At 72.7% G+C, this 24,244-nt stretch carries 20 protein-coding genes; 5 read left to right on the top strand and 15 right to left on the bottom strand.

Annotation, left to right across the window (positions count from 1 at the left end; translation table 11 throughout):
• Positions 1-16: 16 nt before the first annotated feature.
• The 12 genes from BGP03_RS28395 to BGP03_RS28340 form a co-directional block, all read right to left on the bottom strand.
• Positions 17-1,648, bottom strand: coding sequence for a cation acetate symporter (locus BGP03_RS28395; RefSeq protein WP_296368546.1), 1,632 nt, complete (start codon positions 1,646-1,648; stop codon positions 17-19).
• 35 nt (positions 1,649-1,683) lie between these two features.
• Positions 1,684-2,031 (bottom strand): hypothetical protein, encoded by a 348-nt coding sequence (locus tag BGP03_RS28390; protein ID WP_296368195.1) that lies wholly within the window; start codon positions 2,029-2,031, stop codon positions 1,684-1,686.
• Positions 2,028-2,771, bottom strand: coding sequence for a LytTR family DNA-binding domain-containing protein (locus tag BGP03_RS28385; RefSeq protein WP_296368193.1), 744 nt, complete (start codon positions 2,769-2,771; stop codon positions 2,028-2,030). The genes BGP03_RS28390 and BGP03_RS28385 overlap by 4 nt, the downstream gene beginning before the upstream one ends.
• Positions 2,768-3,820 (bottom strand): histidine kinase, encoded by a 1,053-nt coding sequence (locus tag BGP03_RS28380; protein ID WP_296368191.1) that lies wholly within the window; start codon positions 3,818-3,820, stop codon positions 2,768-2,770. The genes BGP03_RS28385 and BGP03_RS28380 overlap by 4 nt, the downstream gene beginning before the upstream one ends.
• Before the next feature lie 37 nt (positions 3,821-3,857).
• Complete coding sequence (locus BGP03_RS28375; RefSeq protein WP_296368189.1) at positions 3,858-4,676, bottom strand: DUF6319 family protein; 819 nt, start codon at positions 4,674-4,676, stop codon at positions 3,858-3,860.
• A 423-nt stretch (positions 4,677-5,099) separates the two neighbouring features.
• Positions 5,100-6,839 carry an acyclic terpene utilization AtuA family protein gene (locus tag BGP03_RS28370; RefSeq protein ID WP_296368185.1) on the bottom strand — a complete coding sequence of 580 codons (1,740 nt, stop codon included), beginning with the start codon at positions 6,837-6,839 and terminating at the stop codon, positions 5,100-5,102.
• The gene (locus tag BGP03_RS28365) at positions 6,836-7,630 is read right to left on the bottom strand and encodes a TIGR03084 family metal-binding protein (protein WP_298799048.1); all 795 of its coding nucleotides are present in this window, start codon (positions 7,628-7,630) and stop codon (positions 6,836-6,838) included. Before BGP03_RS28365 ends, BGP03_RS28370 begins: the two co-directional genes overlap by 4 nt.
• Entirely contained in the window at positions 7,630-9,132 is a 1,503-nt protein-coding gene (locus BGP03_RS28360) for a class I adenylate-forming enzyme family protein (protein WP_296368181.1), read from the bottom strand. The genes BGP03_RS28365 and BGP03_RS28360 overlap by 1 nt, the downstream gene beginning before the upstream one ends.
• Positions 9,129-11,084, bottom strand: coding sequence for a biotin carboxylase N-terminal domain-containing protein (locus tag BGP03_RS28355; RefSeq protein WP_298799047.1), 1,956 nt, complete (start codon positions 11,082-11,084; stop codon positions 9,129-9,131). Before BGP03_RS28355 ends, BGP03_RS28360 begins: the two co-directional genes overlap by 4 nt.
• Before the next feature lie 109 nt (positions 11,085-11,193).
• Positions 11,194-12,792 (bottom strand): carboxyl transferase domain-containing protein, encoded by a 1,599-nt coding sequence (locus BGP03_RS28350; RefSeq protein WP_296368177.1) that lies wholly within the window; start codon positions 12,790-12,792, stop codon positions 11,194-11,196.
• Positions 12,793-14,334 (bottom strand): AMP-binding protein, encoded by a 1,542-nt coding sequence (locus BGP03_RS28345; RefSeq protein ID WP_298799046.1) that lies wholly within the window; start codon positions 14,332-14,334, stop codon positions 12,793-12,795. It lies immediately after the preceding gene.
• A complete protein-coding gene (locus tag BGP03_RS28340; RefSeq protein ID WP_296368544.1) occupies positions 14,334-15,485 on the bottom strand; it encodes an acyl-CoA dehydrogenase family protein in 1,152 nt (383 codons plus the stop codon). Before BGP03_RS28340 ends, BGP03_RS28345 begins: the two co-directional genes overlap by 1 nt.
• A gap of 65 nt (positions 15,486-15,550) precedes the next feature.
• On the opposite strand from BGP03_RS28340, the gene BGP03_RS28335 reads away from it, so the two are divergent.
• From BGP03_RS28335 to BGP03_RS28315, 5 genes are all read left to right on the top strand, one after another.
• Positions 15,551-16,162 (top strand): TetR/AcrR family transcriptional regulator, encoded by a 612-nt coding sequence (locus tag BGP03_RS28335; RefSeq protein ID WP_296368174.1) that lies wholly within the window; start codon positions 15,551-15,553, stop codon positions 16,160-16,162.
• 31 nt (positions 16,163-16,193) lie between these two features.
• Entirely contained in the window at positions 16,194-17,852 is a 1,659-nt protein-coding gene (locus tag BGP03_RS28330; protein WP_298799045.1) for an AMP-binding protein, read from the top strand.
• A complete protein-coding gene (gene ppk2, locus BGP03_RS28325) occupies positions 17,853-18,650 on the top strand; it encodes a polyphosphate kinase 2 (protein WP_298799044.1) in 798 nt (265 codons plus the stop codon). It abuts the gene before it with no gap.
• Between the two features lie 71 nt (positions 18,651-18,721).
• Entirely contained in the window at positions 18,722-19,396 is a 675-nt protein-coding gene (locus BGP03_RS28320; protein ID WP_298799043.1) for a hypothetical protein, read from the top strand.
• 204 nt (positions 19,397-19,600) lie between these two features.
• Positions 19,601-19,726 (top strand): hypothetical protein, encoded by a 126-nt coding sequence (locus tag BGP03_RS28315; RefSeq protein WP_296368166.1) that lies wholly within the window; start codon positions 19,601-19,603, stop codon positions 19,724-19,726.
• 4 nt (positions 19,727-19,730) lie between these two features.
• Here the strand turns inward: BGP03_RS28315 and BGP03_RS28310 are convergent, their stop codons facing one another.
• The 3 genes from BGP03_RS28310 to BGP03_RS28300 form a co-directional block, all read right to left on the bottom strand.
• The gene (locus BGP03_RS28310; protein ID WP_296368542.1) at positions 19,731-21,665 is read right to left on the bottom strand and encodes an ABC transporter ATP-binding protein; all 1,935 of its coding nucleotides are present in this window, start codon (positions 21,663-21,665) and stop codon (positions 19,731-19,733) included.
• A gap of 193 nt (positions 21,666-21,858) precedes the next feature.
• The gene (locus tag BGP03_RS28305; RefSeq protein WP_298799042.1) at positions 21,859-23,592 is read right to left on the bottom strand and encodes an ABC transporter ATP-binding protein; all 1,734 of its coding nucleotides are present in this window, start codon (positions 23,590-23,592) and stop codon (positions 21,859-21,861) included.
• Complete coding sequence (locus BGP03_RS28300; RefSeq protein WP_296368163.1) at positions 23,586-24,194, bottom strand: TetR/AcrR family transcriptional regulator; 609 nt, start codon at positions 24,192-24,194, stop codon at positions 23,586-23,588. Before BGP03_RS28300 ends, BGP03_RS28305 begins: the two co-directional genes overlap by 7 nt.
• Positions 24,195-24,244 lie beyond the last annotated feature (50 nt).

Below are 24,244 nucleotides of genomic sequence, written 5' to 3'. Positions count from 1 at the left end.
AAAACCGGTCGAACGGTCAGGGCCGGCGTTCGTCGAGATGCAACCGCAACATGGCCGCGGGGGCCCACGCGGGCGGCCTGCCGCGCAGCGAGACCAGCACCATCGTGGCGAAGGCCAACGGCACCGACCACAGGGCCGGCTGGCCGAACAGGATCGACACCAGGCCGGGCGGGGTGCCGGCGAAGAGGTCGATGGCGATCGACCCCGCCGACGCCACGAGCCCCACCACCATGCCGACGACGGCGCCGCGGGCGGTGAGCCGGGCCCACCAGATCCCGAGCACCAGCAGCGGGCAGAACGTCGACGCGGCGACGGCGAACCCCGAGGTGACCAGCACGCCGACGTCGAGGTGCACGGCGGGCAGCGCCAGCGCCACGACGATCGCCGCGGTGCCCAGCGTGGTGAGCCGAAGCCGCCGCAGCGTGGTGCCGGGCAGCAGGTCGTGCGACACCGCGCCCGACAGGGCGAGCAGCAGCCCCAGCGAGGTGGCGAGGAACGCGGCGAAGGCGCCCGCGGACAGCAGCGCGGTGACGAGGAACCCGGCCCACCCGCCGTCGACGCGCGCGGGCAGGGCCACCACGACCGTGTCGGTGGCGCCGGAGAGGTAGAGCTCGGGCAGCAGCACCGCCCCGAGCAGCCCGTACACCGCCGGGAACAGGTAGAACACGCTGAGCAGACCCACCGTGATCGCGGCGGTGCGCCGCGCGCCGCGGCCGTCGGAGCTGGTGTGGAAGCGCACGATGATGTGCGGCAGGCCCATGGTGCCGAGCACGGTGGCGATCAGCACCGACCACGTGGCGAGCACCGGGTGTCCGGCGCCGCCGGGGTCGAGCAGCGGGCGGGCCCACGTCTCGCCGCCGGGTCGCTGGGCACCGGCGACCTCGGGCACGGAGCTGCCGGTCGGGAACGTCCACGTGGCCCCGGCCTCGACGGGGTAGGTGCCGGGCGCGAGCACCTGCTCCGGGCCACCCCCGATCGCCACCGGGGTGGGCTCGGTGATCGTCAGCTGGGTGTCGAGCTGGAACTCCACCGGCGTGACGTGGCTGAAGCGCGTGAACTCGACGGGCGACAGCGCGCCGCGGCGGGTGTCGGCACCGACCTGGAGCAGCAGCCAGATCGCGGGCGCGACGAACAGCAGCATCTTCAGCCCGAACTGGAACGCCTGCACGTAGGTGGCGGCGCGCATCCCGCCGAGCGCGAGCGTGACGCTGACCGCCGCGCCCGCCACCACCACGCCCACCCAGTACGGCGTGCCGGCCACCGCCGTCAGCACCATGCCGGCCGCCTTGAACTGCGGCACGACGTAGAGCGTGGCGATCACCAGCACCACCAGCGCCGAGAGCTTGCGCAGCGCGGGCGACCCGAGCCGCGCCTCGGCGAAGTCCGGCACCGTGAGGGCGCCGGTGCGCCGCATCGGCGCGGCCACGAGCGTCAGCATCGCGATGTAGCCGGCCGCGAACCCCACCGGGTACCAGAGCGCACCGACCCCGTCCTTGACCATCAGCCCGGCCACGCCGAGGAACGACGCCGCCGACAGGTACTCCCCCGACACGGCCGCCGCGTTCAGCGTCGGGGAGATGCGGCGGGAGGCGACCAGGAAGTCCGACGTGGTGCGCATGGCGGCCACGCCACGCGCACCGATGACCATCGTGACGACGACGACCAGCAGGATCGCGCCGGCGATCAACTGTCCTCCGCCCGTTCCGCCCGGCGCAGCTGCCACCCGGCGAGCACGACGAGGAACGCGTACGGCACGACGGCGACGGCGATCCACCCCACGGGGATCCCGGCCACCCTCACGTCGTCGAGCACCGGGAACGCGGCCAGCACGGCGGGCAGTCCGATGATCAGCAGCGCGAGCAGGGCCAGCGTGGCGACGGCCCGGCGCAACTGCAGGCGGTGGGTGCGGCGGGCGCGTTCCAGGTCGGCGGGCGCGAGGTGCGGCATCGCGACGCGGACACCGCTGCGGCGTCTGCTCATGTCCAGCCGCGTCTGCGGGCTGGCCACGGCCACCCGGCGGTTCCGCGTCACCGCCTGCCCCCGTCGAACGCGCCGCGGGTGGCGGCCTCCAGCAGCAGTTCCCGCAGCTCCCGGCCGTGGCGGCGGCTGACCGGGACGTCGCCGACGTCGGTGTGGGCGAGCAGGCCGCCCGCGATGTCGCTGCGCAGCTCGCGCACGCCCGCCACGGCGAGCAGGTAGCTGCGGTGCACGCGGACGAACCCCGCGGGTCGCCAGTGCTCCTCCAGCCGCGAGATCGGGATGCGGACCAGGTGTGCCCCCGACGGGGTGTGCAGCCGCACGTAGTCGCCCTGGGCCTCGACGTAGCGCACCTCGTCGCGGCGGACGAACCGCGTGCGGCCGCCGAGCTCCACGGGCACCGCCGCCAGCGCGTCGACGGTGGGGGCGCTGTGGCCGGCGAAACGGCGGACCCGGTCCAGCGCCGCGGCGAGGCGATCGGCGCTGACCGGTTTGAGCAGGTAGTCGAGCGCCCCCACGTCGTACGCGGATGCGGCGTGCTCCTCGAAGGCCGTGACGAACACGATCACCGGCGGGTCGGTCATCCGGGCCACGAGCGCGGCGAGCTCCATGCCGTCCATGGCGGGCATCGAGACGTCGAGGAACACGACGTCGAACGTGTGGGCCTGCAGCAGCTTGAGCGCGGTGAGCGCGTCGCCCGCGGTGGACACCTCGTCGACCCCGGGCGACTCCTGCAGCAGCCGGTGCAGCTCGTCCAGGGCGGGGGCGACGTCGTCGACGGCCAGGACCTTCACCCCACCACCACCCCGGGCTGGAACCGCGGCACGCGCAGCACGACCCTGGTGCCCGCGCCCACCGCCGTCTCGACGACGAGCCCGTACGCCGGGCCGAAGACCGTGCGCAGCCGGCGGTCGACGTTGACCAGCCCGAGGCTGCCCGGGTTCCCCCTGCCGGCCAGCACGGCGGCGGCGTAGGTGGGGTCCATCCCGGGCCCGTCGTCCTCGACGGTGATCACGCACTCGCTCCCCTCGGCCTGGCCGGCCACCATGACGGTGCCGGTGGTGCCCGCCAGCTCCACGCCGTGGCGCACGGCGTTCTCCACCAGCGGCTGCAACGCCAGGTACGGCAGGGCGACGGGCAGTATCTCCGGCGCGATGCGGACCTGCACGCGCAACCGGTCGCCCAGCACCGCGCGCGCCAGCGCCAGGTAGGCCTCGATGGCCGCGAACTCCCCCGCCACCGTCGTGTAGTCGCCGTGCCGCGCCAGGCTGTGGCGGGTGTACTGGGCGAAGTCGAGCATCAGCTCCCGGGCGCGCTCCGGGTCGGACCGCACGAACGACGCGATCACCGTGAGGCTGTTGTAGACGAAGTGCGGGGAGATCTCGGCGCGCAGCGCCCGCAGCTCGGCCTGCTCGGCGACGTCGGACGACGACTCCAGCCGCGCCCGCTCCAGCGCCTCCCCCACCCAGAACGCGGCCTCGCGGGCGGCCGACGTCGTGATCTCACCGGCGACGACCAGCACCCCGGCCAGCTCCAGCCGCGCGTGCACGGGCACCGCCACCAGCCCGCCACCGCCGGCGCGGGAGTCGGTGCGCAGCACCCGGGCCACGAGCGGGCCGACGCCGTCAACGGCATCGCCGGACCACGCCGGTTCGCCGTCGAGCCCGAACAGCCCCACCGCATCGGCGTCCAGCAGCCGTCGCAGCCCGCGGGCCGCGGCGTCGGCCCCCGGCCCGTCGAGGCCGCCGCGGAGGTCGGCGGCCACCCCGCGGCCCAGGGCGAGCACCGCCATGGCGTCGGTGGCCGGGCGCGCACGTGCGATGCCGGGCCACCTCGCCACCATCACTCGCCTCCGTCGTGTCGCCCGCTATGTCACCTTCTCATCCATTGAGGTCCTTGAGGGCCCGTTCGGCCGCCTCGAGTTCCGCCCGCAGCCGCTCCACCTGCTCGGCGCGGCGTCGCCGGGCCGCGTCGAGCGAGGACGAGATCGCCTCGGCCACGGCGGGCGGGAGTGCGCGGGCCGCGACGGCGACGTCGCCCGGCTGCACCGGGGTGGGCCGCACCGTGCGCTTCTTGCCGACCGTGACCTCGACGGTCCACTCGCCCTCCCCGGTGGCGGCGAGGGTGATGCTGACCTCGGCCGGTGGCCGGGCGGCGGCCCGGCCACCCCGCGCCGGCGCCTTCTCGACCGCAGGCCGGACCACAGGGGGCTGGAGTGCGGCCGGCTGGGGTGCCGGGGCCGTGGCGGCCGTGCCCTCGGCCGCCGCGGTACGGGGCCGGCTCGGGCGCGCGGACGAGGTCTCCGTCCCGGGCCGCGCCAGCCCGGTGGCAGCACGCGAGTCGACCTGCGGCGGCTCGGCCCGGACCGCGGCAGCCGGCGGGCGGGGGGTTGGCTGGGCCACCGCCGCCCCGGCAGGCCGCTTCGCCGACCCGCCGTCGGCCGACCCGCCCGATCTGCGCGGCGGCCGTGTCCGGGTGAGCTCCCCGGGTGAGCAGAACATGGTGTCGCGGGAGCCCGTGGGCCGCACCTGGATGAAGTCGCCCTCCGCGACCTCCCCCACCGACACGACCTTCGCCGACCCCCCGGCCGGCACCCCCACCGCGGCCGGGGTGAACCACACCGTGACCGCCCGCCCGTCCGACAGCCCGGCGCGCGCCGCCTCCACGTCCTGCTCCGACAGCCCCTGCGCCGCAACCATCTGCTCTCCCTCACCTCGTCGGGTGCAGTCTGCACCGCCGCACCGACAGAACCGACATCCGGCTGCGGCGAGGTGGCACCCCTGACCAGGCGTCCGCGCGCGTCGTGCGTCCGCGCGCGTACCGAGGGCGCGGACGCGAGTTCGGCGCGCGAACGCCGTAGGTGGGGTGGTGCGGCGCGCCGTCCGAAGGTGATCACGGGCGGATGGTCGGCGGCGGAGCTCCGCAGGCCGCCATGCGCCCGTGACCGGCGAGGCGGCGGGGTTCGCGCGCGCACCGCGGCCCGGCGCTCGCCGTCCGACGCGTGAGCAGTGCGGCAGCGCCACGGCGCTCTGGGTCTGCTTCCCCGCTGCACCGCCGCGGACGCCGTGGCCCTCGGCGACCGGTGATCGACGAGATCCCGAGGCCGCACACCATCCTCTGTGTCAACGGGTAGCGGGTACCAGCGCGGCCGGCACGTCCACCAGCCGGCTGCGCAGGTACTCCCCCAACCCCTTGGCCTGGGGGTCGGGCCGCGTCGACGACGCGACGCCGGCGCCGAGCACACCGTGCACCACCACGTTGACGGCGCGCAGGTTCGGCAGGTCGAAGCGTTCGATCTGCAGGTCCGCGGCCTCGGCGCCGATCAGCTCGCGCACCTTCTCGACGGTGAGGTACCCGCGCAGCCAGGCGTAGGAGTCGTCGTCGCGGGTCCAGAGGCCGACGTTGGCGTTGCCGCCCTTGTCCCCGGACCGCGCCCCGGCGACCAGCCCGAGCGGCACGCGGACCTGCGGCTCCGCCGCTCGTGCGCGGATATCAGGGCCCTGGCCCTGATATCCGCGCACGGGCGCCGCAGGCGCGCACTCCGGGTCCGCGATCACCCGGCGCTCGCCGTCGGGCAGCACCACCGTCTGCGTCACCGCCGTGCGCGGCACCGCGGCGGGCCGGTAGATCCCGAACGCCGACGCGTCGGTGGGCGGGGTGAGGGTGTGGAAGCCCGCGTAACCGCCCAGGGCCAGTTCCATCGTGGCGTTGGAGAAGGCACGGCCGACCTTGCGCTGGTCGGCGTCCTTGACCGTGACGCGCAGGTGCGCGGTGGCCTCGGCGTTGCTCGCGGCGTCCGGGTGGTCGAAGCGCAGCAGGCGCACGTCGACCTCGGCGAACCGCTCCCGCCCACCCAGCACCTCGAACAGCAGCGACTCGGCGTGCGCGGCCTTCGCCTCGATGTCGAGGCCGGTGAGCACGAGCGTCATGGTGTTGCGGAACCCGCCGACGTCGTTGAGCGCCACCTTCAACGTCTCCGGCGGCGGGCTGCCCGTCGTCCCGGTGATCGCGACGCGGTGCTCGGCCTCCTGCGTCAGCGTCAGCGCGTCGAAGTGCGAGGTGACGTCGGGGCCCAGGTAGGCGGGCTCGGCGATCTCGTAGAGCAGCTGCGCGGTGACCGTGCCGACCGAGACCAGCCCGCCGGTGCCGGGGTGCTTGGTGATCACGGACGAGCCGTCGGAGGCCACCTCGGCGATCGGGAAGCCCGGGTAGCGGCGGTCGGTGATCTCGTCGAGGAACGGGTAGTTGCCGCCCGTGGCCTGCGGGCCGCACTCGATGACGTGCCCGGCGGCGACGGCGCCGGCGAGCGCGTCCCAGTCGTCGCGGGCCCAGCCGTGCCACCACGCCGCCGGACCGACGACCAGCGACGCGTCCGTCACCCGACCTGTGACCACGACGTCGGCGCCCGCCGCCAGGGCCTCCGCGATGCCCCACCCGCCGAGGTAGGCGTTGGCCGACACCGGCTTGCCGTCGACCGCGGGGGTGATGGCGTCGAGGGATCCGCGCAGGTCGTCGCCCTCAACGTAGGCCACCTTCGCACCGGTGCCGAGCGCCTCGATCGCCGCCGCCAGGCCGGCCGCGTTCAGCCCGCCCGCGTTGGACACGATCTTGATGCCGCGTTCCAGGCAGAGGCCCAGCACATCCTCGAGCTGGGTGAGGAACGTCCGCGCGTAACCCAGCGCCGGGTCCTTGGCCTGCGCTTTCGCCAGGATCAGCATCGTGAGCTCGGCGAGGTAGTCGCCGCACAGCACGTCGACACCCTTCCCACCCGCCCCGACGCCCTCGACCATCTCGCGGGCCGCCTGGAGCCGGTCGCCGTAGAAGCCGGAGCAGTTGCCGATGACCACCGGTCGCGTGCTCACGCGAACTCCCCCGCCTTGCGGCCCGTCCCCGCGTCACCGGCGAAGGCCTGCGCGATCGACATCCAGTCGGTGGCCACCGGGCCGGTGATCACCAGCGCCGTGTCGTCGCGGTGGCGGCGCTGGGTGACGGCGAGGCAGAAGTCGAGGGCGGGGCCGCTGATCCGGTCCGGCGCGTCCTCGGGACCCCAGCTCCAGCGGGCACCGCTCGGCGCGTCCAGCTCGACCCGCACCGGCGTGGCGTCCACCTCCCGCCCGTTGACGACGTAGCTGTAACCCCGGGCCCCGACGCCGATGTGGGCGACGTGCCGCAGCCGGTCCGTGGGTTCGCGCTGCGTCCCCACGGTGTCGGCGACGTCCTGCCCGTGCGCCCAGGTCTCCATGATCCGCGCGGTCAGCGACGACGCCGCGCTCATCGACGGGCCGAACCACGGCACGCGCAGCGACGGGTCCAGCGGCCGGAACGCGCTGATCAGGCGCCCGCGGGCGTCGTCGAACCAGGCGAGCAGCTCCGCGCCGGACCTCCCGCGGTACAGCTCGGCGATGGTGTCCGGGCTGACCCCGCCGGCGGCGACGATCTGCTCCAGCTCGACGCGGAAGGCGTCGGGTTCCACGGCCGACTGCACGGCGACGTCGTCGAAGTGGGCGAGGTGCGCGACCTGGTCGCCGATCGACCAGCCCGCCGCCGGGGTGGCGCGGCGCCAGTCGCGCTCGTCCAGCGGGGCGAGCAGCTCGCGGAGCACCGCCGTCTCCGCGGCCAGGTCGTCGGCGAGCGCGTCCATCGAGACGGGCATCAGGGAAACCTTCTTCTGAGGTCGGGGCGGTTGAGCTTGCCGCTGCCCGTGCGCGGCAGGGCGTCGACGATCTCGATGCGGCGCGGGCGGTGCATGCCGCGCAGGTTGGGGTTGGTGGCGCACCAGGCGGCCACGTCGTCGGCGGTGACGCCCTCCCGGTTCGGGACGACCACGGCCGTGACCTGCTCCACCCACCGCTCGTGCGCGGTGCCGATGACGGCGACCTCGGCGAGGTCGGGGCAGTCGGCGAGGTGCTCCTCCACCATCTGCGGGAAGATGTTCTCCCCACCGGAGATGATCATGTCGTCGATGCGGTCGACGTAGTAGAGGTAGCCGTCGGCGTCGCGGGACATGAGGTCGCCGGTGCGGAACCAGCTCCCGGACGACGACTCCGCCCACTTCTCGTCCAGCGGCAGGTTCCAGTAGCCCGGGGTGACGGCGTCGCCCTGCACCCACAGCTCGCCGACCTCCTCGGGCCCCGTGACGTCGTCCCCGGTGGTCGGCGAGACGAGCCGGGTGCGCACGACCTGCTCGAGGGGCTTGCCCATCGAGTTCGGACGGCGCGTGTCCCCGACGGCGTAGGAGACGACCAGCCCGCTCTGCTCGGTCTGCCCGTAGATCTCGACGCCCTCGATGCCGGTGCCCGCGGCCAGCCGGTCGATCGACGCGGTGGGGGTGCGGGAGCCGCCGAACATGCAGATCCGGAAGCTGTCGAGCACGACGGGCGCGCCGACCGTCCGGTTGCCGACGTCGATCATCATCGTCGCGATCAGCCCGCCGTAGGTGGGACGCAGGCGCTGGGCGAGGTCGACCCACACCAGCGGGTCCCACTTGGCCATGAACGTGATCTGCCCGCCGCGCAGCAGCACCGGCAGGCTGGCGAGCTGCAGACCGCCGACGTGGAAGAGCGGCATGCAGTTGAGCACGTGGTCGGCGGAGGTGAGCTCGTAGAGGTCGATGACGCCCTCGACCTGGGCGGTGATGTTGCGGTGGGTCTGCCGCACGCCCTTGGGGACGCCCGTCGAGCCGGACGTGTACATGATCAGCGCGTCGTCGCGGTCCAGGCGCGGCACGACCGTGTGCACGGGCTCGTGCGCCGCGACGGCCGCGGCGAACCCGCCGTCCGGGCCGGTGGTGAGCAGCGTCGCCTCGACACCGAGCGCCTCCAGCCGGGCGACGTCACCGGGCTGCACCACGAGGTGGGTGACGCCGGAGTCGGTGATCGCGTGGCGCAGCGCGGCCTCGGGGAACATGTGGTTGAGCGGCACGCCCACCCCGCCCGCCTGCCAGACGCCGAGCAGGCCGGTCAGGTACTCGAGGGTGTTGGGCAGGAAGAACCCGACGCGGTCGCCGGGCGCGAGCCCCTCCGCGTGCAGGTACGCGGCGAACCGGCCGCCGATCTCGGCGAAATGGCCGTAGCCGATCTCCTCGTCCTCCATCCGGAGGGCGATCTGCCCGGCGTGGTCGGCGGCGGCGCGGCGCAGCAGGTTGGCGATGTTCACGACTCGACCTCCTCGACGACGGCCAGGACCTGACCGGTGTCCACCTGGTCGCCGGCGGCGACGTCGATCTCGCTGACCACACCGTCGACCGGCGCCACCACGGTGTGCTCCATCTTCATGGCCTCCAGCACGACGAGCGCCTGGCCGGCCGTCACCGTGGCCCCGGCCTCGACGAGCACCCGCACCACCCCTCCCGGCATCGGTGCGAGCAGCGACCCCGCGTGCGCGACGGCGTTGGGGTCGGCGAAGCGCGGCACCTCCACCAGCGCGGACGAGCCGTCAGGCCCGTCGACGTGGACGACGCCGGCGATGCGGTGCACGGAGTAGTCGCGCCGCACGCCCCCGACCTCCAGCGTGACGGCGTCGGGGGTGGCGGCGAGCAGCCGGGCGTCGAGCGGCTCGCCGTCGACGGTGACGGCGGGACCGTCCCGGGTCAGCCGGTAGCCGACCTCGGCCCCGTCGTAGGCGATGCGCTGCGGGGCGGAGCCGACGTTGCGCCAGCCGGACGGCATCGTGCCGAGCACCTGCGCACCGGTCCGGTTCGCCGCCTGGGTCGCGAGTGCGGCTGCCGCCGCCCGTGCGCGGATATCGGTGTCAGAGCCCTGATTTCCGCTCACGACCTCGGGGTGGCGGCCCAGGTAGCCGGTGTCGGTCCCACCGGCCAGGAACTCCTCCTCGCGGAGGATCCCGACCAGCAGGTCCCGGTTGGTCGTGACGCCGTGCAGCTGCGCGGTCTGCAGCGCCCGGGCCAGCCGGCGGGCCGCATCGGCCCGCGACGAGCCGTACGCGATCACCTTCGCCAGCATCGGGTCGTACGCGGTGCCGACCACCGACCCGTCGACGACGCCGGAGTCGACCCGGATGCCCGGCGACGGCGCGATCCGGAAGCGGTGCAGCGTGCCGGTGGCCGGGAGGAACCCGGCGGGAACGTCCTCGGCGTAGAGCCGCACCTCGATCGCGTGCCCCTCGATGCGCGCATCGGTGACCGACTCGGGCAGCGGGTCGCCCTCGGCCACCCGCAGCTGCACCTCGACGAGGTCCAGCCCGGTGACCAGCTCGGTGACCGGGTGCTCCACCTGCAGCCGCGTGTTGACCTCGAGGAAGTGGAAGGCCCCTTTCGCGTCCAGCACGAACTCGACGGTGCCGACGCCGGTGTAGCCCAGCGCCTTCCCCGCCGCGACGGCCGCCGCACCCAGCTCGGCGCGCAGCGCGTCGTCGACGGCCGGGGACGGCGCCTCCTCCACGATCTTCTGGTAGCGGCGCTGGATGGAGCACTCGCGCTCGAAGAGGTGCACGACGTTGCCGTGGGTGTCGCCGACGATCTGCACCTCGACGTGCCGGGGGTCGACGACGAACCGCTCCAGGAACACCGTGCCGTCGCCGAACGCGGACGCGGCCTCGCGCCGGGCCCCGTCGACGGCGTCGGTCAGCTCGCCGGCCGTGTGGACGACGCGCATGCCGCGCCCGCCACCGCCGAACGCGGCCTTGACCAGCACCGGGAAACCGATCTTCGCCGCGACGGCGGCGATGTCGGTGTCGTCGGTGATCGTGGCGCCGGGGAGCACGGGAACCCCGGCGGCCTCCATCAGTGACTTGGCCTCCACCTTGGAGCCCATCGACACGATGGCCTCCGGCGACGGCCCGACGAACGTGACGCCGGCCGCCGCGCAGTCGCGGGCGAACTGGGCGTTCTCCGACAGGAACCCGTACCCGGGGTGGATCGCGTCGGCCCCGGTGGCCGCGGCGGCGGCGAGCACGAGGTCGCCGCGCAGGTAGGTGTCGCCCGGCGCGGAGCCCGGCAGCCGCACGGCCTCGTCGGCGAGCGCGACGAACGGCGCGTCGGCGTCGGGGTCGGAGAACACGGCCACCGTCGAGATCCCGAGCGCGTGGGCGGTGCGCATGACGCGGGCGGCGATCTCCCCGCGGTTGGCGACGAGCAGCTTCTGGATCATGCGCGCTCCTCCTGGGCCCGGTCCGCATGACAGCAAAGCCACTCTGCTGTCCTCTAGTGGCCGCACAGTGGCTTTGCTGACCCTCGGTTCGGGGGTGTCGACATGCTCATCACATCCGGAAGACGCCGAAGCCACGGCGGCCGGCGACGGTGTTGGAGTGGACGGCGGAGAGCGACATGCCCAGCACCGTGCGGGTGTCGCGGGGGTCGATCAGCCCGTCGTCGTAGAGCCGGGCGGTGACGTAGAACGAGTGGCTCTCCCGCTCGATCTGCGCCTCGATCATCGCGGTCCGTTCCGCGTCCGCGTCCTCGTCGAACGGCTTGCCCTGCGACGCCGCCGAGGCCCGCCCCACGATCGACATCACGCCCGCGAGCTGCGCCGCCCCCATGACGGCGAGCTTGGCCCCCGGCCACGCGAACATCAACCGCGGGTCGTAGGCGCGCCCGGACATGCCGTAGTTGCCGGCGCCGAACGAGCTCGCCATGTTGACGGTCAGGTGGGGCACGGCGCTGTTGGTCACCGCGTTGATCATCTTGGCGCCGTCCTTGATGATCCCGCCCTGCTCGTACTCCGTGCCCACCATGTAGCCGGTGGTGTTCTGCAGGAAGATCAACGGCGTGTCGGTCTGGTTGGCCAGCAGGATGAACTCGGTGGCCTTCTTGGCCTCCTCGGAGAACAGCACGCCGCGGTGGTTGGCCAGCACGCCCACCGGATAGCCGTGGATCTGCGCCCACCCGGTGACCAGCGACGACCCGTAGAGCGGCTTGTACTCGTCGAAGTCCGAGTCGTCGACGGTGCGGGCGAGGATCTCCCGCGGGTCGAACGGCACCTTGGTGTCGGTGGGGACGATGCCGAGGATCTCGTCGGGGTCGTAGCGGGGCGGTCGGGGGTTCGCGGCCGGCGCCGGCCCCAGCTTGCGCCAGTTGATGCGCGAGAGGATGTCGCGGCCGATGCGGATGGCGTCCCGCTCGTCGACGGCGAAGTAGTCGCTCAGCCCGGAGACCCGCGAGTGCATCTCCGCGCCGCCGAGCGCCTCGTCGTCGGCCTCCTCGCCGGTGGCCATCTTGACCAGCGGCGGACCGCCGAGGAACACCTTGGCGCCCTTGTCGACGAGCACGGCGTAGTCGCACATGCCGGGCACGTACGCGCCGCCTGCGGTGGAGTTGCCGAACACCAGCGCGACGGTGGGGATCGCGAGCGAGGACAGCTCGGTGAGCTCGTGGAAGATCCGCCCGGCCGGCACGAACAGGTCGGCCTGGGTGGGCAGGTCGGCGCCACCGGACTCCACCAGGTTGATCACGGGCAGCCGGTTGAGCCGCGCGATCTCGAGCGCGCGCAGCGTCTTCTTCAGCGAGTACGGGTTCATGGCCCCGCCGCGGACGGTGGGGTCGTGGCCGATCACGATGCACTCGACGCCCGACACCACGCCGATCCCGGTGACCACGGTCGCCCCGACCGTGAACTCGGTGCCCCACGCCGCCAGCGGGGAGAGCTCCAGGAAGGGGCTGTCCGGGTCGAGCAGCAGCTCCAGGCGCTCGCGGACGGGCAGCTTGCCGCGGTCGCGGTGGCGCTGCATGTAGCGCTCGCCCCCGCCCGCGACGAACAGCTCCAGCTGCTCGTTCAGCTGGTCGAGCACCGCGAGCTGGGCCTTCCGGTAGGACGCGTACGTCTCCGAGGAGGTGTCCAGCAGGGACTTCAGGACGGGCATTCAGCTACTCCCGTAGTGGGTCGAGTGGGCGTCACGCACGACGTTCTTCTGGATCTTGCCGGTGGACGTCTTCGGCAGCTCGCTCGCGACGATCACCGCTTTGGGCACCTTGTAGCCGTCGAGGTTCTGCTTGAGCGCCACCAGCAGCTCGCCCTCGTCGATCGTCTCGCCGGGCTTGGGCACGACCACCGCGGTGACCGCCTCGGTCCAGCGCTCGTGCGGCAGCCCGACCACCACCACCTCGGCCACCCGGGGATCCGCGGCGTACACCGCCTTCTCCACCTCGATCGACGCGACGTTCTCCCCGCCGGTCTTGATGACGTCCTTGTAGCGGTCGGCGAACCACAGCACGCCGTCGTCGTCGAAGCGCCCGACGTCGCCGGAGTGGAACCAGCCGTACGTGAAGGCCTCGGCCGTGGCCTCGGGGTTGCGCAGGTAGCCGTTCATCGTGGACGGGCCGCGGTAGACGATCTCACCCTGCTCGCCGGCCGGGAGCAGCTCACCGGTCGGCCCCATGATTCCGACCTGGACGCCGACGATCGGTGTGCCGACGGCACCGATGTGGGTGAGCTGGTGCTCGGGCCGGAACAGCGTGGTGACCGGGCTCATCTCGGTCTGCCCGAACAGCAGCGCGAAGTCGCAGCGGAAGCCCTCCAGGCAGGCCCGGATCAGCGCGTCGGGCATCGGGGCCATCGCGTAGACGGCCCGCTTGAGCGACGACAGGTCGCGAGCGGCGAACGACGGGTGCTCCAGCGCCGCGCGGAACATCATCGGCAGCCCGAAGACCTGCGTGATCTTCTCGCGCTCGATCGTGTCGAGGAAGGCACCGGGGTCGAAGCCGCGGTGCACGTGGATGGTGGCGCCCACGAGGACGGCCGGCGTGCAGAACGCGTTGAGCTGGGCGGTGTGGAACATCGGCATCATCGCCACGAACCGGTCGTCGGCGTTCCAGCCGGCCTCCAGCGCTCCGGACATCGAGCCCAGGTAGATCGCCTTGTGGCTGCCCACCACGCCCTTCGGGAACGACGTGGTGCCGGAGGTGTAGAGGTAGCTGATGGCGTCGTCGTCGGCGACCTCCACCTCCGGCTCGGAGGTGTCGTCCGCCAGGACCGCATCGAGGGTCAGCGCCCCGTGGGGCACGGTGCCGGTGCCGGGCACGACGATCAGGTCGCCGGTGACGGCCGGGAGCCAGTCGAGCAGCTGCGACTCCACCACGATGCCGCGGGCCCGGGAGTGCTCGAGCACGTAGGTGACCTCGTCGGGCCGCCAGCCCAGGTTCATCGGCACGCAGACGACACCGAGCTTGGCGCACGCGTAGTAGACGGCCAGGAACTCGGCGCTGTTGGCCGAGGCCAGCCCGAGCGCGTCGCCGCGCGCATACCCCCGCGCGGTCAGCCCGTGCGCGAGCCGGTTGACCCACGCGTTGAGCGCGGCGTAGTCCCAGGAGCGCGGGCCGTCGACGACGGCGGGCGACGACGGCCGCAGGGCGGCGGTGCGGGTGAGCGAGTCGCCCACGTTGATCCGCTGGATGAGGCTGCGCATCAGTACGACCTCGGCAGGCCCAGCGTGGTCTGGGCCACGTAGTTCAGGATCATCTCGCGGTTCACCGGAGCGATGCGCAGGAGTCTGGCCAGGCCCCAGTAGGGCAGCAGGCCGTACTCGCTGGCCACGCCGTTGCCGCCGTGGGTCTGCATCGCGGCGTCGCAGGCGGCGATGGCGGCCTCCGCGGCGGCGTACTTCGCCATGTTGGACGCCTCGCCCGCCGGCAGACCCTGGTCGTGCAGCCAGGCCGCCTTCTGCGTCATCAGCGCGGCCAGCTCCGTCTCGATCTTGGCCCGGGCCAGCGGGTGCGAGACGCCCTGGTGGGCCCCGATGGGCGTGTCCCAGACCTTCCGGTCCTTGGCGTACGCCGTGGCGCGGTCGAGCGCGTAGCGGGCGATGCCGACGCACATCGCCGCACCGGTGATCCGCTCCGGGTTGAGGCCGTGGAACACCTGGCGGAACCCCGCGCCCTCCTCCCCCACCAGCGCCGACGCCGGAAGCCGCATGTCGTCGAAGTGGAGCGTGAACTGCCGCTCGGGCACCATCACGTCCACCGGGAGCGGGGTCTTCACCAGCCCGGGGGTGTCGGTGGGCACCACGAACAGCGACATCAGCGGCTTGCCCTCGTCGGTCCGGCCGCTGCGGGCCACCAGCAGCAGCGCCTCCGCCTCGTCCACGCCGGAGATGTAGTACTTGGTGCCGTTGAGCACCCACTCCTGTCCGACGCGGGTGGCCGTGGTGGTGATCTCGTGGGTGTTGGAGCCGGCGTCGGGCTCGGTGATCGCGAAGACCACCTTCTTCTCGCCGCTCGCCAGCGCCGGCAGCCACTCCTTGCGCAGCTCCTCGGAGCCGAACTCCTCGATCACCTCGGCCGAGATGGCCGCCGTGACCAGCAGCAGGAGGATCGGGGTGCCCTGCGCGGCCAGCTCCTCGCACACCAGCGCCAGCTCGACGAGCCCGCCACCGCCCCCGCCGTACTCCTCGCCGACGTTGACGCCGATGAACCCGGCGTCGCCCAGTTCCGACCACAGCTCGCGCATCGGCTCGCGCGCCCGGGCGTGCTCGGCGTAGTAAGTGCCGCCGAAGCTGGCGGCGATCGCGCCGACCGCCGAGCGGAGGTCGCGGTACTCGTCACTGTCGAGGAAGTCCACCATGACCCCTTTGTGATCGGCGGTTCACTGTGGCGACCTTAGCCCCGCGCTGCCATGATGACCAGATGGTCAGCCCAGGTCCGCGGAGACGTGACCCCGAACGCCGCGAGCGGATCCTGTCCGCGGCCGCCGAGCTGGCCGCGCGTCGCGGGTTCCACACCGTCGGGATGGCTGACATCGGCGCCGAGGCGGGCATCGTCGGCTCCGGCATCTACCGGCACTTCGACAGCAAGGACGCGGTGCTCGTCGCCCTGCTCGACCAGGTGATGGACCGGCTGCAGACCGGGGCCGAGCGCATCGTGGCAGCCACCACCGACGAGCGCGCCACGCTGTCGGCGCTGGTCCGCGACCACATCCGCGTCGCCATCGAGGACCGGACGGTGCTGGCGGTCTACCACCGGGAGATCCACAACCTGCCCGAGGAGGACCGTCGCAGGCTGCGGCGGCGCCAGCGGCACTACCTGGAGGACTGGGTGCACGTCCTCGCCCCCCTGCGCCGCGACCTGGCCGACGGCGAGCTGCGGCTGGCGGTGCACGCGGCCGTCGGGGCGGTGCAGTCCACGCTGTTCTTCCGCAGCGGGCTGGCCCCGGAACGACTCGGCGAACTGCTCGACGCCATGGCTCACGCGTGCCTCGGCGTCACGGCCACGAGTGAACCGCTGGTGACTACCTCTTGAGTCGTGACGGCCATCACGTCATGCTGCACCCATGGACATCGATGTCACCACCCTGCGCGGCCGCCGGGCGGTGCAGCGCTTCGAGCGCACCTCGGTCGGGGACGTCTTCGAGCGCCTGACCTGGAGCTACCCCGACGAGGTCGCCGTCGCCGGCTGGGCGGGCGCCTACGGCGAAGAGGCCTTCGCCCGCGTCACCTACCGGCAGGCCGACGAGACGGCCAACCGCCTCGCGCACGCGCTCGCCGCGGCGGGGCTCGAACCGGGTGACCGCGTGCTGATGTTCTGCGAGAACTCGGTGGAGGCGTTCCTCGCGAAGGTCGGCATCGCCAAGGCGGGCATGGTGGCGGTACCGCTCAACCCGAACCTCGCCTCCGACGTCGTCGCGCACCTGATCGAGCTCACCGGGCCGAAGTTCGCGATCGTCGACGCCGAGCTGTGGCCCCGCGCCCAGCACGCGTTCGACGCCGCCGGGCTGGCGGTGGGCGCCACCATCACCATCGGCGGTGGACCGGTGGCCGGCAGCCCGTCGTTCGGCGGCCTCATCGCCGAGGAGCTCACCACCGAGCCCGACGTCGAGATCCACGGCGACGACATCTGGGAGCTGCTGTTCACCTCGGGCACCACGTCGCTGCCCAAGGGCGCGATGATCTCCCACAGCTCCACGCACATGGCGGCGCTGAACTTCGCGCTGTCGCTCACCCGCGGGCTGCAGCACGAGTGCGACCTGCGCCTGGCCGTGTTCCTGCCGGTGATCTACCACATCGGCGACCAGATCTTCCCGTTCGCGACGTTCCTGTCCGGCGGCTCGCTGCTCATCGGCCGCCGCCCCGTGCCCGACGCGGTCGCCGCCGCGCTGGCGGCGGAGCGGAGCACCGCGCTCTGGGCCGGCTCCCCGCAGTTCGTGGGCGGCCTGGCCGCCGAGCTCGACGCCCACCCCGAGCTCGACGTCGCCGGCCTGCGGGTGCTCGTCTACGGCTGGGGCGCGCTGTCCCCGGCGGTGCTGGAACAACTCGAGAAGCACGCCCCCGGGCTCGTCACGCTGGGCATCTTCGGCCAGACCGAGGCCATCGCGTGCCACAGGTTCTGGCCCACCAAGTGGCCGGACGTCCACCGCGCCACCGCCCCGGCCGTCAACTACGTCGGGGTGCCCAGCCCGCTGCTCGCCTCCGACGTCGTCGACGAGAGCGGCGAGCCGGTGCGCGGCGAGCCGGGCGAGGCCGTCTACCGCTCCCCCGCCGTCACCGCCGGCTACTACCGCAACCCCGAGGCCACGGCGGAGGCGTTCCGCGGCGGCTGGTTCCACTCGGGCGACAGCGCCACCGTCGACGCCGACGGCCTGCGGATCATGGTGGACCGCTACAAGGACATCGTGAAGACGGGCGGCGAGAACGTCTCCAGCATGAGGGTCGAGACGGTGCTGATGAGCCACCCCGACGTGCTGCGCGCCGCCGTGATCGGGCTGCCGCACGACCGCTGGGGCGAGGCCGTCACCGCCGTGGTGGTGCCGCAACCCGGCGCGACGCCCGTCGAGGCGGATGTGATCGCGTTCTGCAAGGAGCGCCTGGCCGGGTTCGAGACGCCCAAGCGGATCGTGGTGGCCGACGCCCTGCCCGAGACCGTCGGGGGGAAGATCCTCAAGTACAAGCTGCGCGCGGCGCACGCCGCCCTCTACTCCACCCCGGCGCCGTAGATGGCGAGACGGATCCCCAAGACCGTCTACGAGGCCGAGCTGCTGCGCCTGCAGGGCGAGCTCGTCCAGATGCAGGAGTGGATCAAGTCCAGCGGCACCCGGCTCGTCGTGATCTTCGAAGGGCGCGACGCGGCGGGCAAGGGCAGCACGATCCAGCGCGTCTCGTCCTACCTCAACCCGCGGATCTGCCGCATCGTGGCGCTGCCCGCCCCGTCGGCGCGGGAGCGCACGCAGTGGTACTTCCAGCGCTACGTCGAGCACCTGCCCGCCGCCGGCGAGATCGCGCTGCTCGACCGCAGCTGGTACAACCGCGCCGGCGTCGAACGGGTCATGGGGTTCTGCACACCCACCGAGTACAGCCGCTTCATGCGCCAGTGCCCGATCTTCGAGAACCTGCTGGTGGAGGACGGCATCCTGCTGCGCAAGTACTGGTTCTCCGTCAGCGACACCGAGCAGGAGCGCCGGTTCCGTGAACGGATGGGCAACCCGCTCAAGCAGTGGAAGCTCTCGCCGATGGACCTCGAGTCGATCACCCGCTGGGACGACTACTCCCAGGCCAAGGACGCGATGCTGGTGCACACCGACACCGAACGCTCCCCCTGGTTCGTGGTGGAGGCCGAGGACAAGCGGCGGGGACGGCTGAACATGATCCACCACCTGCTCTCGAGCGTGCCGTGGGAGGCCACCGCACCGAGGGAGCTGAAGCTGCCGAAACGGCCGAAGGGGCGCGGCTACCAGCGGCCGCCGCGGGAGGTCGCGAACTCGGTGCCCGACCATGCGGCCACGCTGATCACCTAGCCGCGGCCTGGACCGATGCAGTTACCCGGGGTGGTCGTCCGGCGGCACGAGGCGTACGGAATCCTGTGCCGGTGACCAAGCCCGGGCGCTCCGCCGTCGTCATCCTCGCTGACCGTTCCCGTTCCGCCCGCCCGGTGCGCGAAGCACTGCGCGCGGGCCTGACCTCGCTGCTGGCCGACCAGCAGGGTGACGTGCTCGCCGCCGTCGTCCCCAGCGGCTCGTCGCTGCCGACGCTGCGCCCCGCCGCGGACGTCAGCGTCCCGGCGCTGCGCCCGCGCGGCACCGCGACCCTGCGCGACGACCTCGGCGTGCTGGTCACCGACCTCGGCACGGCCCTGTCGGCGATGCCCGAGGAGGACCGCCCCTCCCGCGTGCTCGTGCTGGTCGTCGGCACCGCCACCGGTGGCACGCGCTGGAGCCAGGACGCGATCGCCGACCTGGTGGGCGCGCAGCAGCGCGACTACGCCTGGGAGTTCGCCTTCGTCGGGAGCGGTGACGCGGCCGCCGAGCTCGGCATCCACCGCGTCCTGCCGGCCACGCTGTGCGACGAGGGCGTCCGCGCCGGGCTCGCCGCCGCGTCCGGGTTCCTGGGCCGTGCCCGCGACGCCCAGCCGTGGGCGCCGGTCGAGGGCTTCTCCGATGCCGACCGCGTCGCGGCCGGCATCGAGGCTCCCGCCGCCACCCCGACCTGGTGGCAGCGGCTGGTCGGCCGCAAGCCCGAGCTCGCCGCCGCCGACCGGCGCTGATCCCCGGAGGGATCAGCGCCCCACGGGCAACGGCGAACGCTCTGCACGCCCCGTCGCGGCGTCGACGAACTCCACCGGTGGGTCCACCTCGGCGAGGAGCCGGACGGTGTCACGCAGCGCCCCGTCCGGCACCGCGGGCAGCGCCCCAGCGTGCGCTGCGCGTCGAGCGGATGCACCGCGGAGGGCCGCCGCACGTTCGGGCCGGTGCGCCAGGACGAGTCCGGCCCGAACGGCTCGGCGCCGCCCATCCCCGCCGACGACGTGGCCGTCTGCGCACGGGACCCGGGCGCGCTCGTGGCCGCGATCGCCGCGGCCACGAGCGCGGCCTGAGGGCCTACTCCACGGCCGTGGCGCCCGCGAACTGCGCGTTGTACAGGCGGTAGTAGGCACCGCGCGCCTCGAGCAGCTGCTCGTGGTTGCCCTGCTCGACGATGCTGCCCGCCTCCATCACCAGGATGAGGTCGGCATCGCGGATGGTGGACAGCCGGTGGGCGATCACGAAGCTCGTGCGGTCGCTGCGCAGCGCCGCCATCGCCCGCTGCACCAGCACCTCGGTGCGGGTGTCGACGGAGCTGGTGGCCTCGTCGAGGATCAGCAGTGACGGGTCGGCGAGGAACGCGCGCGCGATCGTGATCAGCTGCTTCTCCCCCGCGCTGACGTTGGAGCCCTCCTCGTCGATCACGGTGTCGTAGCCGTCGGGCAGGGCGCGGACGAACCGGTCGACGTAGGTGGCCTCCGCCGCCGCCATCAGCTGCTCCGGCGTGGCGTCGGGGTTGCCGTAGGCGATGTTGTCGCGGATCGTGCCGCCGAACAGCCAGGTGTCCTGCAGGACCATGCCGATCCCCGAACGCAGGTCCCGGCGTGTCATCGCCGCGGTGTCGACGCCGTCGAGGGTGATGCGGCCGCCGTCGAGCTCGTAGAACCGCAGGATCAGGTTGACCAACGTGGTCTTGCCGGCGCCCGTCGGCCCGACGATCGCGACGGTCTGGCCGGGCTCCGCGACCAGCGACAGGTCGTCGATGAGCGGCCGCTCGGGCAGGTACCGGAAGCTCACGTTCTCGAACGCGACACGGCCGCTACGCTCCGTGCGGACCTGCGGCGACGCGGGGTCCGGGCTCTGCTCGGTGGCGTCGAGCAGCTCGAACACCCGCTCCGCCGACGCCACCCCGGACTGCAGCAGGTTGGCCATCGACGCCGCGGTGGTCAACGGCTGGGTGAACTGGCGCGAGTACTGGATGAACGCCTGGACGTCGCCCAGGCTCATCGCCCCGGAGGCGACCCGGAAGCCGCCGATGACGGCCACGAGCACGTAGTTGAGGTTCCCGATGAACATCATCGACGGCATGATGATCCCGGAGATGAACTGCGCTCCGAAGCTGGCACCGAACAGGTCCTCGTTGCGCTTCGCGAACTGCAGCTCCACCTCCTGCGTGCGGCCGAACACGCGCACCAGCTCGTGGCCGGTGAACGCCTCCTCGATCAGCCCGTTGAGCTCACCGGTGTGGCGCCACTGGGCCACGAACTGCTTCTGCGAGCGCTTCGCGATGGCCCTGGTCAGCCACAGCGACGCCGGGATCGTCAGGATGGCGATGATCGACAGCAGCGGGGAGACGAACAGCATCATCGCGAGCACGCCGACGATGGTCAGCAGCGAGGTGAGCAGCTGGCTCATGGTCTGCTGCAGGCTCGTGGAGATGTTGTCGATGTCGTTGGTGACGCGGCTGAGCACCTCGCCGCGCTGCTGGCCGTCGAAGTAGCGCAGCGGCAGCCGGTTCATCTTGTCCTCGACCTCGCGGCGCAGGTTGAACACGGTGCGCTGCACGATGCCGTTGAGCAGGTAGCCCTGCAGGTAGCCGAACACGGCCGAGCCCAGGTAGATCGCGATGACGCCGAGCAGCACCTGGCCCAGCGCGGTGAAGTCGATGCCGACGCCCGGGATCACGTTCTGGGCCGTGATCAGGTTGGCGATGGTCCCGTTGCCCGCCGCCCGCGCCGCGTCCGCGGCCTGCTGGGCGCTGACGCCGGCGGGGAGCTGCTTGCCGATGACGCCGGCGAAGATCAGGTCGGTGCCGGCGCCGAGGATCTTCGGGCCCAGGACGTTGAGCGCCACGCTGATCACGCCGAGCACGACCACGGCGATGACGCCGAACCGCTCCGGGGTCAGGCGGCCGGCCAGCCGCCTGGCCGACGGCCCGAAGTCCGACGCCTTCTCCGCGGGCGCCCCGGCGCCGGCCCACGGCGGACCGCCGCCGCGGCGCTGGGCCGCCATGCCGCGGGCGGCCTGGACGGTGTCGTCGTCCTGCTTCGGCTTGTTCTGCTTCTCCGTGGTGGTCATACCGAGTGCTCCTTGACCGGTGACGCGACCGGGACGCGAGCCGTGATGGTGGTCCGCGGACTCGTGCCGAGCTCTCCTCGGCAGGTGACGGGGCCGTTGGGCGAGCCGTGGCGGCCGTCGGCGCTGATCACGCCGCCACCTCCACGCTCAGCTGGGATTCCACGATCTCGACGTAGGTGGGGCAGCTCTCCAGCAGCTCGTCGTGGCGGCCGATGCCCACCACGACCCCGCCGTCGAGCACGACGATCTGGTCGGCGTCGCGGATGGTGGACACGCGCTGCGCGACGATCACCACCGTCGACCCGGCCGTCACCGGTTTGAGGGCCGCGCGCAGCTTCGCGTCGGTGGTGAGGTCGAGTGCGGAGAACGAGTCGTCGAACAGGTAGATCTCCGGCCTGCGCACGAGCGCGCGGGCGATGGCGAGGCGCTGGCGCTGACCGCCGGAGACGTTGGTGCCGCCCTGGGAGATCGGCGCGTCGAGACCGTCCGCCATGGCGCGCACGAAGTCCTCGCCCTGGGCGACGCGCAGGGCCTCCCACAGCTCGTCGTCGGTGGCGTCGGGATTGCCGTAGCGCAGGTTGCTCGCGACGGTGCCGGAGAACAGGAACGGCTTCTGCGGCACCAGCCCGATACGGCTCCAGAGGTCCTCGGGATCGATCTCGCGGACGTCGACACCGTCGACCGAGACCGTGCCGGCGGCGGCGTCGAACAGCCGCGGCACCATCGAGATCAGCGTGGTCTTCCCGGCGCCGGTGCTGCCGATGATCGCCGTGGTGCGGCCGGGCGACGCCGTGAACGTGACGTCGCAGAGCACCGGGGCGGACGCGCCCGGATACCGGAACCCGGCCCCGTTCAGCACCAGCTCGCCCGTCCGGACCGCCGGCGTGACCGCGCGCTCCGCAGGCGCGACCGACGACTCGGTGTCGAGCACCTCCGTGATGCGCTCGGCGCACACCGACGCGCGCGGGATCATGATCGCCATGAACGTGGCCATCATGACGGCCATGAGGATCTGCAGCAGGTAGGCCAGGAACGCCGTGAGCGCGCCGACCTGCATCTCGCCGGCGTCGATGCGCGCGGCACCGAACCACAGCACGGCGACGCTGGAGACGTTGAGCACCAGGGTGACGATCGGGAAGATCAGCGCCTGCAGCCGGCCCGCGCTCGTGGCGACGTCGGTGACCTCCGTGTTGGCCACGCCGAACCGCGCCGTCTCCTGCGGCTCGCGGACGAACGCCCGCACCACCCGGATGCCGGTGATCTGCTCGCGGAGCACGCGGTTGACCGCGTCGATGCGCACCTGCATGAGCCGGAACTTCGGGACCATCCGGATGATCACCAGGCCGATCGCGACGACCAGCACCGGCACGGACACGCCCATCAGCCACGACAGGCCCACGTCCTCCTGCAACGCCATGATCACGCCGCCCACGCACATGATCGGCGCCGAGACCAGCATCGTGCAGGACATCAGCACGAGCATCTGCACCTGCTGCACGTCGTTCGTGTTGCGCGTGATCAGCGACGGCGCCCCGAAGCGGTTGACCTCGCGCGCGGAGAACCGGCCGACCTGGTGGAACACCGACGACCGCACGTCGCGGCCGAAGCCCATCGCGGTGCGCGCGCCGAACCAGACCGCGGCGACGGAGCAGACGATCTGCAGCAGCGTGACGACCAGCATCCAGCCGCCGGCCCCGAGGATGTAGGGGGTGTCGCCCTTGGCGATGCCCTCGTCGATGATGCCGGCGTTGAGGCTCGGCAGGTACAACGCGGCCATCGTGCCCACCAGCTGGAGGGCGACGACGGCCCACAGCTGCCGGGAGTAGCGGCGCAGGTGGGTGCGCAGGAGTCGGATCAGCATCGGGAATCCTCTGTGGTGGGGCGGGCCAGCAACCCGTCGAGCAGGATCGCGACGATCTGCTCCGCGGTCAGGGGCCGGCCTTGGGTGATGCGGTGGTGGGTGCCCGAGAAGACGAGCAGGCGCAGGATGTGGGTGGCCTCACCCGCGTCCACACGGAGATCGGCGGCGTCGGGGCCGATCAGGTCGATCATGGCGGTGCGGTGGGCCTCGTTCACCTCGTCGGACCGGCGGTGGTCGTGGTCCTTCGGGGGCCCGGTCCAGCCGAGGGCGTCTATCAGCCCGAAGACGCCGTTGAGCCGACGCTGCATGACCACCACCGCAGCGACGAGCCGCTCCCGCAGCGGCATCGTCCGGTCGATCTTCGCGAGCTCGCGCAGGGCGGGCTGCGGGTCGAACGCCTTCGCCGTGACGGCCGCCATCAGCGCGTCCTTGTCGGGGAAGACCCGGTAGATCGTGCCCTCGGCGACGTCGGCCGCCTCGGCGATCTGCCGCGTGCTGACCCCGGAGCCGTACTTCAGCACCAGGGGCAGGGTGGCGTCGACGATCGCCGCCCGACGTTCGTCGGGCGCCATCCGCACGGCACGGTTCTCCCTGGCGACCACCGCGGAACCGTAGATGAGTACGCACTCATTAGGCAAACCGGTTTCGCCGT

The sequence above is a fragment of the Pseudonocardia sp. 73-21 genome (genome assembly GCF_001899645.1).
In the GTDB taxonomy this organism is placed as follows: Bacteria; Actinomycetota; Actinomycetes; order Mycobacteriales; family Pseudonocardiaceae; genus Pseudonocardia.
This window is presented reverse-complemented; position numbering and strand designations above follow the sequence as displayed.

Excerpts from the sequence above, each read along its gene's own strand:
- ppk2 (WP_298799044.1), top strand. The coding sequence starts at position 17,853 with ATGGCGAGACGGATCCCCAAGACCGTCTACGAGGCCGAGCTGCTGCGC.
- BGP03_RS28335 (WP_296368174.1), top strand. The coding sequence starts at position 15,551 with ATGGTCAGCCCAGGTCCGCGGAGACGTGACCCCGAACGCCGCGAGCGG.
- BGP03_RS28355 (WP_298799047.1), bottom strand. The coding sequence starts at position 11,084 with ATGATCCAGAAGCTGCTCGTCGCCAACCGCGGGGAGATCGCCGCCCGC.
- BGP03_RS28380 (WP_296368191.1), bottom strand. The coding sequence starts at position 3,820 with ATGGTGGCGAGGTGGCCCGGCATCGCACGTGCGCGCCCGGCCACCGAC.
- BGP03_RS28350 (WP_296368177.1), bottom strand. The coding sequence starts at position 12,792 with ATGCCCGTCCTGAAGTCCCTGCTGGACACCTCCTCGGAGACGTACGCG.
- BGP03_RS28345 (WP_298799046.1), bottom strand. The coding sequence starts at position 14,334 with ATGCGCAGCCTCATCCAGCGGATCAACGTGGGCGACTCGCTCACCCGC.
- BGP03_RS28330 (WP_298799045.1), top strand. The coding sequence starts at position 16,194 with ATGGACATCGATGTCACCACCCTGCGCGGCCGCCGGGCGGTGCAGCGC.
- BGP03_RS28310 (WP_296368542.1), bottom strand. The coding sequence starts at position 21,665 with ATGGCGGCCCAGCGCCGCGGCGGCGGTCCGCCGTGGGCCGGCGCCGGG.
- BGP03_RS28365 (WP_298799048.1), bottom strand. The coding sequence starts at position 7,630 with ATGCCCGTCTCGATGGACGCGCTCGCCGACGACCTGGCCGCGGAGACG.
- BGP03_RS28395 (WP_296368546.1), bottom strand. The coding sequence starts at position 1,648 with ATGGTCATCGGTGCGCGTGGCGTGGCCGCCATGCGCACCACGTCGGAC.
- BGP03_RS28375 (WP_296368189.1), bottom strand. The coding sequence starts at position 4,676 with ATGGTTGCGGCGCAGGGGCTGTCGGAGCAGGACGTGGAGGCGGCGCGC.
- BGP03_RS28305 (WP_298799042.1), bottom strand. The coding sequence starts at position 23,592 with ATGCTGATCCGACTCCTGCGCACCCACCTGCGCCGCTACTCCCGGCAG.